The 14,530-nt window shown below is 73.6% G+C and carries 9 protein-coding genes; 4 read left to right on the forward strand and 5 right to left on the reverse strand.

Going from position 1 to position 14,530, the window contains the following annotated elements:
- The first annotated feature begins 50 nt into the window (after positions 1-50).
- Positions 51-296, forward strand: coding sequence for a hypothetical protein (locus VIW71_RS20745; RefSeq protein ID WP_331623922.1), 246 nt, complete (start codon positions 51-53; stop codon positions 294-296).
- A 52-nt stretch (positions 297-348) separates the two neighbouring features.
- Here VIW71_RS20745 and VIW71_RS20750 read toward each other — a convergent pair whose 3' ends face one another.
- The 4 genes from VIW71_RS20750 to pepN form a co-directional block, all read right to left on the reverse strand.
- A complete protein-coding gene (locus VIW71_RS20750; RefSeq protein ID WP_331623923.1) occupies positions 349-1,647 on the reverse strand; it encodes an MFS transporter in 1,299 nt (432 codons plus the stop codon).
- A gap of 89 nt (positions 1,648-1,736) precedes the next feature.
- On the reverse strand, positions 1,737-3,170 hold the full coding sequence (locus tag VIW71_RS20755) for an alkaline phosphatase family protein (RefSeq protein ID WP_331623924.1): 1,434 nt from the start codon (positions 3,168-3,170) through the stop codon (positions 1,737-1,739).
- A 196-nt stretch (positions 3,171-3,366) separates the two neighbouring features.
- Positions 3,367-3,948 (reverse strand): GNAT family N-acetyltransferase, encoded by a 582-nt coding sequence (locus VIW71_RS20760; protein ID WP_331623925.1) that lies wholly within the window; start codon positions 3,946-3,948, stop codon positions 3,367-3,369.
- Between the two features lie 67 nt (positions 3,949-4,015).
- Complete coding sequence (gene pepN / locus VIW71_RS20765; RefSeq protein ID WP_331623926.1) at positions 4,016-6,592, reverse strand: aminopeptidase N; 2,577 nt, start codon at positions 6,590-6,592, stop codon at positions 4,016-4,018.
- A gap of 633 nt (positions 6,593-7,225) precedes the next feature.
- Between pepN and VIW71_RS20770 the strand changes: the two genes are divergently transcribed.
- On the forward strand, positions 7,226-10,672 hold the full coding sequence (locus VIW71_RS20770; RefSeq protein ID WP_331623928.1) for a beta-N-acetylglucosaminidase domain-containing protein: 3,447 nt from the start codon (positions 7,226-7,228) through the stop codon (positions 10,670-10,672).
- Positions 10,673-11,043: 371 nt separating this feature from the next.
- On the opposite strand, the gene VIW71_RS20775 is transcribed toward VIW71_RS20770, so the two are convergent.
- Positions 11,044-11,580: an HNH endonuclease gene (locus tag VIW71_RS20775; protein ID WP_331623929.1), complete on the reverse strand. Its 537-nt coding sequence runs from the start codon at positions 11,578-11,580 to the stop codon at positions 11,044-11,046.
- 300 nt (positions 11,581-11,880) lie between these two features.
- Here VIW71_RS20775 and VIW71_RS20780 point away from each other — a divergent pair, with 300 nt between their 5' ends.
- Both VIW71_RS20780 and VIW71_RS20785 read left to right on the forward strand, forming a co-directional pair.
- Positions 11,881-12,888: a mechanosensitive ion channel family protein gene (locus VIW71_RS20780; RefSeq protein WP_331623930.1), complete on the forward strand. Its 1,008-nt coding sequence runs from the start codon at positions 11,881-11,883 to the stop codon at positions 12,886-12,888.
- Between the two features lie 159 nt (positions 12,889-13,047).
- On the forward strand, positions 13,048-14,334 hold the full coding sequence (locus VIW71_RS20785) for an ROK family transcriptional regulator (RefSeq protein ID WP_331623931.1): 1,287 nt from the start codon (positions 13,048-13,050) through the stop codon (positions 14,332-14,334).
- The last annotated feature ends 196 nt before the right edge of the window (positions 14,335-14,530 follow it).

Below are 14,530 nucleotides of genomic sequence, written 5' to 3' on the forward strand. Positions count from 1 at the left end.
AAGGGCACCCCGGGCGCGCGGGCCGCGGGGACGGTCACTACATTGGGCGCGTGGACAAGAAGCTCACCAAGAAGGCCGTGCGCGCCGGCGTCGTCACCTCCGCCACGACGCTGATGCTGCTGATGTCGTCCCCCGCGTTCGCGGTGGCCCGCGACGACGGTGACGACCCGGGTTCCGGCCTGAGCGTCATCGAGACGCTCGGCCTGTTCGTCGCCGCGCCGATCGTGCTGTTCGCGGTCATCGCGGGTCTGGTGATGGTGACCGACAAGTCCCGCAAGGAGCAGCAGAGCGGCTGAGCGGTCTTTCTTCACGGGCTGCGCGGTCCCTTTCACGGCGTGAGGGGTCCCGCTACGGCCCCGCGTACGCCTCTCGGGTGGCCGCCGCGCTTTCGGCGGCGCCCCGCGGTTCCAGGTTGCGGCCGAACGGCCGCCAGGCCACCGCGGTGAGCAGCGTCATCGCCACCGCCGAGCACCAGAACGGGGCCGTCACCCCGTGCCAGCGGACCAGCGGCCCCCCGACGACCGCCCCGACGACGTTGCCGCCGTAGGCGAACATCAGGAAAGCGCTGTGCACCCGCCCCCGCAGCTCCTCCGGGACCCGCCGCTGCCGGAAGGTCGTCTCGACCCCGCCGAGTACCGATGAGTGGACGCCGAAGGCGACCAGGACCGACACCGCCGCCCAGGCCGTGGTGGACGCGGCCAGGCCGACGTGGGTCAGCGTCTCGACGACCAGTCCGGCCCGCAGCAGCGGCGAGGCCCGGAACCGGGCCTGCAACCGGGGTGCCAGCATCGCGCCGAAGACCCCGCCGACCGCGCTCGCGGACAGCAGCAGTCCGTAGCCGACCTCGCTCATCCCGAGTCGGTCCCGGGCGTAGAGGACCAGGGTCGACATGCCCGCGGTCAGGGTGACGTTCATCAGGCACAGCGCGACCGACATCATCCGGATCACCGGATCGGCCCACACCCACCGCAGGCCCTCGGCGATGTCGGCCCGCACCGACGGCCGGCCGGCATGCGGGGAGGCGCCGCCTTCCGGGGACCGGCCGGCCTCCTTGGACGCCCCGACCGCCCGTTCCCGCCGCACCCCGCGCATCGTCGCGACCAGTGCCGCCGAGACCAGGAACGACATCGCGTCGAGCCCGAACGGCAGCGCGGCGGCCAGCACGAACAGGCTCGCGCCGAGCGGTCGCCCGGCGAACTTGTTGAGGACGAAGTACGAGCCGTGCAACCGCGCGTTCGCCTTCGGCAGCAGCTCGTCCGGGACCACGGCGGGTACCAGCGTCGACGCCGCGGTCGCCGCCAGCGTCTCCCCCGTGCCCAGCAGGAACGCGAGCGCGTAGATCACCGGGATCGAGGCGTGCCCCGACCACACCGCCACCGCCAGTACGGCGGTCAGCGCGCCGCGCAGCGCGTCCACCGCGACGATGAGCCGCTGCTTGTCGAGACGGTCGATGACGACCCCACTGACCAGGGAGAACAGCAGCCACGGCAGTTGCTGGACGAAGACCGCGAGACCGACCAGGACCGGGTCGTCCGCGACCGAGGCGACCAGCAGCGGGGCCGCCGCGGCGACCACGCCGTCGCCCAGCGTGGAGACGGAGTTCGCCGCCCACAGCCTACGGAAGTCACGGCCGAGACCCGCCGCCATCGTGGTGCCTCCCCCAGGTGCCCGGCCAAAGGCCGAGGCTACCGGGGCCGGCGGGCCCGCGCCCAGCGGTTTTTCCTGGGGTGCCGGGTCTACCGTCCTGCGTGCGGGCGGGTGCCCGGTTCCTGGACCGGGAAGGTCTGGGCGGCGGCGGGCAGCACCGGTTTGGGCAGGGTGGCGACGTCCAGTCTGGCCTCCGCCAACCGTTCGGCGGTGTCGTCGGGCAGCGGCGGGGGTGCCGGCTCGGGATCGGTGAAGCGGAACGCCGAGGTCATGTCACCGAAGGTGGCGCGGCGCCAGGCGGAGATATTGGGTTCCCGGATGCCGGTGAAGCGTTCCAGGAAGCGCAGTGGCGAGGTGTGGTCGAAGCGTTCGCCCGCCACCCAGCCGCCGACCGTCCACGGCGAGACGATGATCGCCGGGACGCGGAAGCCGGCGCCGATCGGCAGGCCCTGGACGAACTCGTCGGCGGTGCCGGCGGGCGGGGTGGGCGGGGGCACGTGGTCGAAGAGACCGTCGTTCTCGTCGTAGTTGAGGATGAACGCCGTCTTGGCCCACACCGCCGGGTTGGAGGCGATGGCCTCCAGCTTCTGCGCCACGAAGTCCGCGCCGGCCGCGGGCAGGTAGTCCGGGTGCTCGGACTGGACGGCGGTCGGGATGATCCAGGAGACGGCCGGCAGCCGGTCGTTGCGGGCGTCGTCCTCGAAGGTGCCTTCGGGCTGCGGGCGCACGCCCCGCTCGTGCAGCGCGGAGCCGGGGGCGGCGTTCTGGAAGTTCGCGAAGTTCTCCAGCAGGTTGCAGCCGTAGTCGTCGTCCTGCTGGTAGACCTTCCAGCTGACGCCGGCCGCCTCCAGGCGCTCTGCGTACGTGGTCCACCGGTACGGGTTCGGCGCGCTGTTGCTGATCACCGGGCCGCCCCGGGTGCCGGCGGGGTCGAGGGTGCCCGTCATCCAGTACAGGCGGTTGGGCCAGGTCGGGCCGAGCACCGAACAGAAGTAGTTGTCGCAGACGGTGAAGGTCTCGGCGAGGGCGAACTGGAACGGGATGTCGTCGCGGGTGTAGTAGCCCATGACGTACGGGCCGTTGGCGCCGTCGGCCGCGCGGTGGGCGGGCAGCCACATGTCCATCCGGCCGTTGTTCCAAGCCTTGTGCTGGACGGACCAGGCGTGGCTGGTGGAGGGGATGGCCTGGGCGCTGGTGGTCCTGGTGTCGAGGTGGAAGGGGAGCAGGTGGCCCTCGGGGTTGACGGTGTCGGGCTGGTAGAAGACCGAGCGGCCGGTGGACAGCGTCAGCGCGTCGGGATCGGCGAAGCCGCGGACGCCGGAGAGGGTGCCGAAGTAGTGGTCGAACGAGCGGTTCTCCTGCATCAGCAGGACGACGTGCTCGATGTCGGCGATGGAGCTCTTGCGCGGCGGTCCGGCCGCGACCGCCTTCTGCACGCTGGACGGCAGCAGCGCGAGCGCCGCCGATCCGCCGATCGCCCCCGCCGCCGAGCCGAGCAGCCGGCGTCGCGTCAACCCAGCCATGAACGTTCCTCCAGGAGCCGGTGGGGCCCCACCTTTACCGGTTTGCCCGGATGTGGGGTTCAGGCTCGCCGAAAGCTCACCGAAGCGGGTCCCACGATCAGCCGGATCACCCCATCGGTACGACTGTCCGGCCAGGCAGGCTGGACTGACGTGCCGTCGGAAAACGACGGCACGTCAGCGGGGAACGCTCACCGCCTCACCAGGCGTCGCCGTCGCGCCAGTCACAGGTCAGGGGCGCGGTCAGGTCGAGCGGGGTGTGCGGGAGCGGGAGGACGTAGATCCAGCCGTCCTCGTCGGGAGTGCGGGTGATGCCGTGCTCGGGGGTGAGCGCGGAGGTGGGGCCCTGCCAGGCCCGCCAGCCGCGGGCGGTGTAGAACCCGGTGGCCTCTTCGGCGCTGCCGAGGGCGCCGAGGTCGTACCCGCCCCGGATGAAGCGCTCGGCCGCCGCCATCACCGCGGCACCGTGCCCCCGCCGCCGCCGGTCCTCCCGTACGGCGACGCCCTCCACGTACCCGGCGCGCAGCGCCCGCCCGCCGTACAGCAGCCGCCGCTGCACGACCGCGGCGTGCCCGATCAGCCGACCGCCCTCCCATGCGAGGGCGTGCATACCGCCGACGGTGTGATCCCAGTCGGCTTCGGTGAACTCCCCGTCGGGATGCCCGGCGAACGCGTCCTCCAGCAGCCTCCGCACGGCGCTCAGCTCCGCGGACCCCAGTTCCGCGGTGTGCGCGGTCCTGACCTCTGCCGCGGCCGGGGCCGCGCCGACGATGTGGCTCACACCGGCATCCTGGCCCATGGGGAACCGCCACGCGACGGTTCCCCGTGGATCACCTGTCCTTCTCGGCTCAGCCGGCGGCCCCGGCGGCGTCCACCTCCTGGGCCCGCAGGGCCCGCTCCACGCCCGCGCGGGACTCGGTGACCAGCCGCCGCAGGGCCGGGACCGGCTCGGCCTCGGCGAGCCAGGCGTCCGTGGCGTCCAGGGTGGCCTGCGAGACGTGCAGCGAGGGGTAGAGGCCGACCACGATCTGCTGCGCCATCTCGTGGCTGCGGGTCTCCCAGACCCGCTTCACCTCGGCGAAGTACCGCTCGGTGTACCCCGCGAGCAGCTCGCGCTGGTCGGTCTGGACGAAGCCGCCGATGACCGCTTCCTGCACGGCGTTGGGCAGTTTGTCGTCCTCCACGACCGACGCCCACACCGCGGCCTTGGCCTCCGCGTCCGGCCGGGCGGCCCGCGCGCCCGCCGCGTGCTGCTCACCCGCCGAGGTGGGATCGCGTACCAGCTCGGCCTCGATCTCCGCCTCGGCGGCCCGGTCGGTCGCGGCCAGCCGCTTCAGCAGTGCCCACCGCAGGTCGGTGTCGACGGCCAGGCCCTCGTACTCCACGGTGCCGTCCAGCAGGCCGGCGAGGATGTCGAGCTGCTCGGGAGTGCGGGCGGTCGCGGCGAAGGCGCGGGCCCAGGCGAGCTGGTGGTCGCTGCCGGGGGCCGCGGCCTCCAGGTGCTCCAGGGCCGCCCCGGTCCAGCGGGCCAGGCCGCTCTCGCGCCGCTCCGGGGCCGCGTACAGGTCCAGGGCCAGCTTCACCTGGCGGTGCAGCGACTGCACCACCCCGATGTCGGTCTCCTTGGCGATGCCGTGCAGCACCAGTTCCAGGTAGTCGCCGGTGGCCAGCTCGCCGTCCCGCGTCATGTCCCAGGCCGCCGCCCACACCAGGGCGCGCGGCAGCGACTCGGTGAAGTCGCCCAGGTGGTCGCGGACGACCGCGAGGGACTGCTCATCCAGGCGCACCTTGGCGTACGACAGGTCGTCGTCGTTGAGCAGGATCACGTCGGGGCGGCGGGTGCCGGGCGGGAACGGCACCTCGGTCAGCTCGCCGTCCACGTCCAGTTCGATACGGCTGGTACGGACCAGCTTGCCGCCTTGCAGATCGTAGGCACCGACAGCGATCCGGTGCGGCCGCAGCACCGCCGTGCCCTTGGCGCCTGCGGGCAGGTCGGGGGCCTCCTGGCGGACCTTGAGGGAGGTGACGACGCCGGACCCGTCCACGGTCAGCTCGGGCCGCAGCACGTTGATGCCCGCGGTCTCCAGCCACGCCTTGGACCACGTCTTCAGGTCGCGGCCCGAGGTCTCCTCCAGCGCGCCCAGCAGGTCGGTCAGCCGGGTGTTCCCCCAGGCGTGCCGCTTGAAGTACGCCTGCACACCGGCGAAGAACTCGTCCGTCCCGACGTACGCGACGAGCTGCTTGAGCACGGAGGCGCCCTTGGCGTAGGTGATGCCGTCGAAGTTGACCAGGACGTCGTCCAGGTCCTCGATCTCCGCCATGATCGGGTGGGTGGACGGCAGCTGGTCCTGCCGGTAGGCCCAGGTCTTCATGGAGTTGGCGAAGGTCGTCCACGCCTGCGGCCAGTTCGAGCCGGGGGCGTGCGCCTGGCAGGCGATGGAGGTGTAGGTGGCGAACGACTCGTTCAGCCACAGGTCGTTCCACCACTCCATGGTGACCAGGTCGCCGAACCACATGTGGGCCAGCTCGTGCAGGATGGTCTCGGCACGCGTCTCGTACGCGGCGTCGGTGACCTTGGACCGGAACACGTACTGGTCGCGGATGGTGACCGCGCCGGCGTTCTCCATCGCCCCGGCGTTGAACTCGGGCACGAAGAGCTGGTCGTACTTGGCGAAGGGGTAGGGGTAGGCGAACTTCTCCTCGAACCAGTCGAAGCCCTGGCGGGTGACGTCGAAGACCGCTTCCGCGTCCAGGTACTCCGCGAGGGACGGGCGGCAGTAGATGCCGAGCGGCACGCTGCGGCCCTCGCCCTCCCAGCTGCTGTGCACCGACGCGTACGGCCCGGCGATCAGCGCGGTGATGTACGTGGAGATGCGCGGGGTGGGCTCGAAGACCCACACGCCGTCGGCCGGGGGCTCGGGGGTCGGCGAGTTGGAGATCACCGTCCAGCCGCGTGGCGCCCGCACGGTGAAGGCGAAGCTCGCCTTCAGGTCCGGCTGCTCGAAGCTTGCGAAGACGCGGCGGGCGTCCGGCACCTCGAACTGGGTGTAGAGGTAGGCCTGCTTGTCCACCGGGTCGACGAAGCGGTGCAGTCCCTCGCCGGTGTTGGTGTAGGCGCAGTCCGCCACGACCCGCAGCTCGTTCCCCCCGGCGCGCAGGGAGGGCAGGGTGATCCGCGAGTCCGCGAAGACCTCGGCCGGGTCCAGCTCCTTCCCGTTCAGCACGACGTCGTGCACGGCGGGTGCGACCAGGTCGATGAAGGTGGAGGCCCCGTCCTCGGCCGCGTCGAAGCGCACGGTGGTGACCGACCGGAAGGTCCCTCCGTCCTGGGCCCCGCCAAGATCCAGCTCTACCGCATAGGTGTCCACAGTGAGCAGGCGCGCACGCTCCTGCGCCTCCTCACGCGTGAGGTTCGTACCAGCCACAGTGGCCCACTCCTTCTCGTCCGCTGAGACAGCCATCCTCGCACGCACCCCGCCTCCCCCGCCGAGCCCCTGTGGACAACTTTCAGAGTCCCCCGCAGCACGTCAGGCGGCCGGCGCCGGTGTGGGACCGGTCGGCCTGCGCGGGGCGTGCGGGCGCGGCGGCGCAGTGGAGCGTCCCTGGTGCGGCTGGAGTGCGGCAGCGGTGCCGAGCGCCGCCAGCCCGGTGGGGTGCGGCGTCACCCTGGTGCCGCGTCAGTCAGGGTTTGCCCGTCAAGGAGCGGCGTCCGGTGCGGTGCGTCGCAAGGCGCCGGACCGGCCTCGTAGTGGGTAGTGGGCCTGCTCGGCCGATGCGGCAACGCCACGAGGTGCTGTTCCGGGCGTCGCGACGGGGCAAACCCTGGCAACGCGACCGGCGCGGCTGACGCGGCACTGGTTTCGGTGCGGGGGCCGCCGACATCGAATTCCGGGCGCCTCCCGCGCGGCGCCGCCGCCCGCGCCTCCCGGCGCCACCGCCTCCCGCGAAGGAGACGTTGACACGCGGGCGGCCGGAGTGATGGGCTCGCGGTTCGTTCGGTGGGTCATGTGGGTCATGTGGGTCGGTGGGCTGCGGGCTGCGGGCTGCGGGAGGGAAACGTGCTGCGCAGGGGTTCGGCGGTGGCGGTGGCCGCCACGGTGGTCGGGGGCTGGCTGGGGCAGGCACCCGCACTCGCCGACCAGGCGACCGGCCAAGCGCCGGCGCTCGCCGGTCGGACGCCCGCACAGCCGGCCGCGTCCGCGACGGCCACCGAGCACGGCCCCGCGGTCCCCGCCGTGTGGCCTCGGCCGCAGAGCCTTCGGGCCCAGGGCCGGTTCGCCCGGGTCACCCCCGAGGTCACCGTCGTGGCCGGCGACGACGCCGACCCCGCGGCGCTCGACGTCGTCGAGGACGCACTGCGTCAGGCGGGGGCACGCCGGCTCCTACGATCGCAGGCCCGCGGCCCCGGACTCACCGTGTACGCCGGCGCCCCCGCCCTGACGCCGCTGGCCGATCTGCGCGTCCCGGCACGGGGCGACCTCCCCTCCGGCGGCTACCGGCTGGCGGTCGACGACCGGACGATCGCCCTCGACGGCGCCGGCCCGGACGGCCTCTTCCACGCCGCCCAGACGCTCCGCCAGCTGGCGACCGTCTCGCACGGCGACCGCGGCTTCGCGGCCGTGACCGTACGGGACTGGCCCGCCGCCCCCGTGCGGGGGGTGACCGAGGGGTTCTACGGGGTCCCCTGGACGCAGGAGCAGCGCCTGACCCAGCTGGACTTCCTGGCCAGGACCAAACAGAACCGTTTCCTGTACGCGCCGGGCGACGACCCGTATCGCCAGGCGCGGTGGCGTGAGCCGTACCCCGCCGGCCTGCGCGCCGGTTTCCGGGCGCTCGCCGGGAAGGCGGCCCGTGGCCATGTGACGCTCGCCTGGGCGGTCGCGCCCGGCCAGGCGATGTGCTTCAGCTCGGCGGCGGACCAGCGTGCCCTGGAGCGGAAGCTGGACGCGATGTGGGCGCTGGGGGTGCGGGCCTTCCAGTTGCAGTTCCAGGACGTCAGTTACAGCGAGTGGCACTGCGGTGCGGACGCGAGGGAGTTCGGCACCGGTCCGGACGCGGCGGCCCGCGCGCAGGCGAAAGCGGCCAACGCCACGGCCGCGTACCTGGCCGGGCGGTACCCGGGCGCCGAACTGTCGCTGCTGCCCACCGAGTTCTACCAGGACGGCCCGACCCCGTACCGCACCGCGCTGGCGCGGGCGCTCGACCCCGGCGTCACCGTCGCCTGGACCGGCGTCGGCGTGCTCCCGAGAAGCATCACCGGCGCACAGGTGTCCGCCGCCCAGGCCGCGCTGCGGCATCCGCTGACCACCGTCGACAACTACCCCGTCAACGACTTCGACCCCGGCCGTCTCTTTCTCGGCCCCTACACCGGGCGCGAACCGGCCGTCGCGACCATGCTGGCCGGAGTACTGGCCGGTGCGATGCAGCAGCCCGCCGCGTCCCGCATCCCGCTGTTCACGGTCGCGGACTTCGCCTGGAATCCGCGCGGTTACGACCCGGCGGCCTCCTGGCAGGCCGCGATCGACGATCTCGCGGGCCCCGCCCCGGCGGCCCGGGCCGCGCTGCGCGCGCTGGCCGGCAACGAGTCGTCGTCCGCGCTCGGCGGCGAGGAGTCGGCGTATCTGCGGCCGTTGACAGGGGACTTCCAGACCGCGCTGGACGCCGGCGACACGGTGAGGCTGGGCGGTGCGGCGGACCGGCTGCGTGCGGCCTTCGCGGTCATGAGGGGCGCCCCGAGCGCCCTCCAAGGGCTCGCCGACGGCACCTTCGGCGACGAGGCGGGGCCCTGGCTGGACCGGCTCTCCGGATACGGCGCCGCGGGCGGGCACGCCGTGGACATGCTCGTCGCACAGGCCGCGGGGGACGGCGCCGCGGCGTGGCAGGCCCGGCAGGCGCTGGACCGGGACCGGGACGCACTCGGCCAGGGCACCGCTCGGGTCGGCGCCGGGACGCTGGACGCCTTCCTCGACCGCGCGGCGGCCCGCGGCGACGCGTGGACGGGACTGCGTACGGACGGCAGGACCGCCACCAGCACCCTGGCCTCCGGGCGCGGCACCGACCCCGCCGCGATGACCGACGGCAAGGACACGACCTCCTGGTCGAGCGACGCCCCGCCGCAGCCGGACGACGTCCTCGGGGTCGATCTCGGTACGGCGAAGCCGGTCAGTGACGTGCGGATCACGATGGGCGACGGTGACGGATCGGACGACTTCCTGCACCACGCCGTGCTGGAGGTCGCCGACGACGACGGCTCGGGCTGGCGCCGGATCGGGCAGTACCACGAGCAGGCGGTCATCCACGCCGCCCTCCCGCCCGGCACCCGCGCCCGCCGCGTCCGGCTGCGCGCCACGGCCGGACAGTCGGCGGCGGTGACGGTACGGGACTTCGCCGTCTCGGTGCCGGGCGAGACACCCCCTACGGCGACGGGTACCGGGAACGCCGCCACGGTGGTGGACGGCGACCTGGCCACGGCCGCGGGGCCGGGTCCGGTGACGGTACGGTTCGCCGGCGCGCGACTGCTGGACACGGTGACGGTGACGGCCGCCGCGAAAGGCCCGGCGAAGGGCGCCGGCATCGCGCCGCCGGGTCCGCGGGACACCTCGTCGCGCGCCCCGGGTCCCGCTCCGGCCGCCGTCTCCGTCGAGGTCCGCACCCTCGGCACCTGGCGCCGGATCGGCACCCTGGACCCGGGCGGCTGGACCGAACTGCACGCCGGCGTGCTCGCCGACGCGGTACGGATCTCCGACGCGGACGGCGTCCACCAGGTCGTGCCGTGGTTCGCCGAACCGCCCCGCGTCACCCTCGACCGGGCGACCGGGCTGGACGCCGAGGCCGGCGGCCCGCCGCGGACGGTGACCGCCCACCTCGCCGCCGGGCTGCCCCGCGACCTCACCGCCACCGTCGCGGTCGGCGCCGCGCCCGCCGGGATCAAGGTGACCGCCCCCCGAGAGCTCGCCCTCCCCCGGGGCGCCACCGCGCCCGTGCCCCTGCGCGTCCAGGTCCCCGCCGGAACGGCCCCCGGCACGTACTCCGTCCCGGTCCGCCTCACCGTCGCCGGCCGCACCGTGGAGCGCCGCCTGACCGTACGCACGCATCCGCGTACCGGCGGACCCGATCTCGTACCCGGCGCGACGGCCGCCTCGTCCGGCGACGAGACCCCCGGCTTCCCGGCGCGTGCGGTGGCTGACGGGGATCCGGCCACCCGCTGGTCGTCGCCGGTGACCGACGACTCCTGGGTGCAGGTCGAGCTCCCGGCCCCGGCACGGGTCGGCCGGGTGGTGCTGCACTGGCAGGACGCGTACGCGGCCGGTTACCGGATTCTCACCTCCGCGGACGGGGTGGCCTGGCAGACCGCGGCCACGGTGACGGACGGGGGCGGCGGCACCGAGACCGTATGGCTGGAGGCGGCGGCGGACACCCGCTTCCTGCGGGTGCAGGGGGTGCGGCGGGCCACGAAGTACGGCTACTCGCTGTTCGGCGTGGAGGCATACGCCGTCGCGGGGTGACCCCGGGCCGCCGTGGCGGTCCGGACCCCGTGCGGACGCACGCCCCCCAGAGCCGGGGCACGCGTCCCGTGACACACGACGACCCGGATCCCGGGCCGGTGTGGACGGCTGAGCGCTGTGCCGACCTGCGCAGGTGATTCCGGGCGGGCCGCTGACGGCCGCACTGTCCCGGGCTGGGCGCGTCCGGGGTGACCGGCGGTGGGTCACGCAGGTCGGGCACCGGTCCTCCGCCCACGGCACCTGAGCGGCACCGGCCTGACACGGGGGGGTGCGGCAGGCCGACGACCGGCTGCTGCCGCGGGCGACAACACCCCCGGCCCCGCGTACGCGCAGGCCGGAGGTGTTGCGCCACAGACACGAAGGCCCGGATCTCAGGCTGATATGCCGTCGATCCGGGCCAGGGCGTCGTCCGCGCCGAACGGCTGCAGGTAGGGCAGCCAGCGCGGGTCCCTATGTCCGGTCCCGATGATCCGCCAGGCGAGTCCGGACGGCGGGGCCGGTTGATGGCGCAGCCGCCAGCCGAGCTCGGCGACGTGGCGGTCCGCCTTGACGTGGTTGCAGCGTCTGCACGCCGCCACCACGTTGTCCCAGACGTGCTGTCCGCCGCGGCTGCGCGGGATGACGTGGTCGACGCTGGTGGCGGCGGCTCCGCAGTACGCGCACTTGCCGCCGTCGCGGGCGAAGAGTGCTCGGCGGGTGAGGGGCACGGTGCCGCGAAAGGGCACGCGCACGAATTTGGTGAGCTTGACGACACTGGGCGCGGGCAGCGCCTGCGTCTCGCTGTGCAGATAGGCGCCGGATTCCTCGAGGCATACGGCCTTGTTGTTGAGCACGAGGATGAGCGCGCGGCGGAGCGGTACGACGCCGAGCGGCTCGTACGACGCGTTCAGGACCAGGACATGCGGCACGGATGCCTCCTTTAACGCCGGCGGCGCGTGGCTCGCGCCGGGACGATCTGTCTCAGTCTCTCCGGAAGGCAGGGCGCCGCGCCACCACGCCCGGGTAACGGACCGAGGGTGTTTTGGACCACACTTTCTCCTCCAGACTTCGGCGCACTCTCCTTACATCCCCCGGTTTTCGGGCTTCCGCTCCTTGAACAGGGCAACAGGACGGCAACGGTCCCCCGTTAGATTGGAAGACCGGTTTCCCCGACGGAGGTCCCACCCGTGTTCACCGCGACGCCCCGAGCCGCCGCAATCCTCACCGCCATGCCCGAGTCCGCCGTCCAGGCCAACAGCTGGGTGGACGAGAACTGGGCGGACTGGCTGAACGCCGGACTCCGCATCGTGTTCATCGTGATCGTCGCGGTCGCGCTGCGTTCGGTGGTGCGCCGGACCATCACCCGGCTGATCGACCGGATGAACCGGGGTGCGGAGGCCGCTGCCAATACGACGCTGGGCGGCCTGCTGGTCAACGCCGAGCGGCGCAAGCAGCGCAGCGAGGCGATCGGCTCGGTGCTCAGGAGCGTGGCGTCGTTCCTGATCCTGGGCACGGCCGCGCTGACCGTCCTGTCGGTGCTGCGGATCAACCTGGCGCCGCTGCTGGCGAGCGCCGGGGTCGCGGGCGTGGCGATCGGTTTCGGCGCGCGGAACCTGGTGACGGACTTCCTGTCCGGGGTCTTCATGATCCTCGAGGACCAGTACGGCGTCGGCGACGTGATCGACGCGGGCGTGGCCAGCGGCACCGTGATCGAGGTCGGGCTGCGGGTGACGAAGCTGCGCGGCGACAACGGCGAGATCTGGTACGTGCGCAACGGCGAGGTCAAGCGGATCGGGAACCTCAGCCAGGGCTGGGCGACAGCCGTGGTGGACGTGCAGGTGGGCACGGGCGAGGACCTGGAGCGGGCGCGGTCGGTGATCGCGGCGACCGCCGAGGCGATGGGCAAGCAGAGCCCGTGGGACGAGCGGCTCTGGGAGCCGGTCAAGGTGCTCGGCCTCGAGTCGGTGACCTCGGACTCGGTGGTGATCCAGGCGCAGGCCAGGACGATGCCGGGCGAGGCGACGGCGGTGGCGCGCGAGCTGCGCTGGCGGATCAAGCTGGCGTTCGACGAGGCGGGCATCGTGATCACCGGCGGTACGTCGGCAGTCGGGCAGGAGCAGGTGGCGGGCGCTCCCGGGGCGGGCGCGGAGGGCGGCGAGTCCGGAGAGTCGCCCACGCCGGTGCGCGCTCCGGCGCCCGCGTCGGTGCCGCCACAGCCCTCCGCCGGAGAGGTCTGAGCCTTCCCACGGCCGTTCCGCGGCCTCTCTTCCCGGCCCCCTTCGTCCCGGCCCCCCTTTTTTCCGGCGCCCCCCTTGACGGTGGCCCGAAGGGGGGCCTATTTTTCGTTTCACCAATAGGAAAGTTTCCTAACAGTGCACTGAGGGAGGATGGCGCGCATGGCTGGCACACCTGGCACCCCCGGCACGCCGCGCGTCCTGCGCGCGATGAACGACCGCGCCGCACTCGACCTCCTGCTGGAGCACGGCACGCTGTCCCGGACCCGGATCGGCAAACTCACCGGCCTGTCCAAGCCCACCGCCTCGCAGCTGCTGGCCCGTCTCGAAGCGGCCGGACTGGTGCAGGCGACCGGTACCACCGCGGGCCGCCCGGGACCCAACGCCCAGCTCTACTCGGTCAACCCGGCCGCGGCCCACGTCGCGGGTCTCGACGTCAACACCGAGCGGATCCAGGCCGCGGTCGCCGACATCACCGGACGGACCGTCGGCGGCTTCACGCTGCCCACCCCGCACCGCCGGGCGGACAGCGCGGTCGAGCAGGTGGTGGCGGCGGTGGACGGCGCGGTCAAGGCCGCCGGGCTCAGCCGGGACGACCTGCACCGGGCCGTGATCGGCACACCGGGCGCCTTCGACCCCAGCACCGGGCGGCTGCGGTACGCCAGCCACCTGCCCGGCTGGCACTCCCCCACGCTGCTGGACGAGCTGGCCGCCGCGCTGCCGATGCCGCTGGAGTACGACAACGACGTCAACCTCGCCGCGGTCGCCGAGCAGCGGATCGGCGCGGCCCGCGGCCACGGCGACTTCGTGCTGCTGTGGAACGAGGAGGGCATCGGCGCCGCCCTCGTCATCGGCGGCCGGCTGCACCGCGGCTGGACCGGGGGCGCGGGCGAGGTCGGTTTCCTTCCGGTGCCGGGCACGCCGCTGGTCCGCAACGTCGCCAAGACCAACAACGGCGGCTTCCAGGAGCTGGCGGGCTGCACCGCGGTGCTGGGAATCGCCCGTGAGCTGGGGCTGGAGGTTCCGGCGGGCACGGTGCAGGACGCGGCGGCGGAACTGCTGGCCCGGGCCGCCGGGCGCCACGCGGACGGGGTCCCGGCACAACGGCAGCAGCCGGACGGGCCCCGGGCGGACCGGCGACCGGCGGACAGCCGCCCCGCGGACGGGGACCCGTACGCCGAGTTGCTGGCCCGCTGCGCCACCGGCCACGCGATCGGCCTGGCCTCGCTCGTCGCCGTACTCGACCCGGAGCTGATCGTGCTGTCGGGCGCCGTCACCGTCGCGGGCGGGGAACCCCTGCGCGCGCTGATCCAGTCCGAGCTGGCCGAGCTGGCCGTACCCCGGCCGCGGCTGGTGCTCGGCACGGTCCAGACGCACCCCGTACTGACCGGGGCGCTGGAGAGCGCCCTGGCCGCCACCCGCGACGAGGTGTTCGACACCACGCGCTGAGCCCGTCCGACCGCTTCCCCGTCACCCGCGCCGAAGCCCGACCGCCCCGCGCCCCGTCACCCCCGCTCACCGAGCGGAACGGCACCCCGAACACGCCGTTCCGACGGCACCGCCTACCCGCGCAGCGCCGCGCCCCCGAAACGCCCCCTCTCCAACCCCGGAGGTAAAGAGCTGTGTCCCGTCTGACAAAGGCAGC

The organism is Streptomyces sp. (assembly GCF_036524955.1).
GTDB lineage: Bacteria > Actinomycetota > Actinomycetes > Streptomycetales > Streptomycetaceae > Actinacidiphila.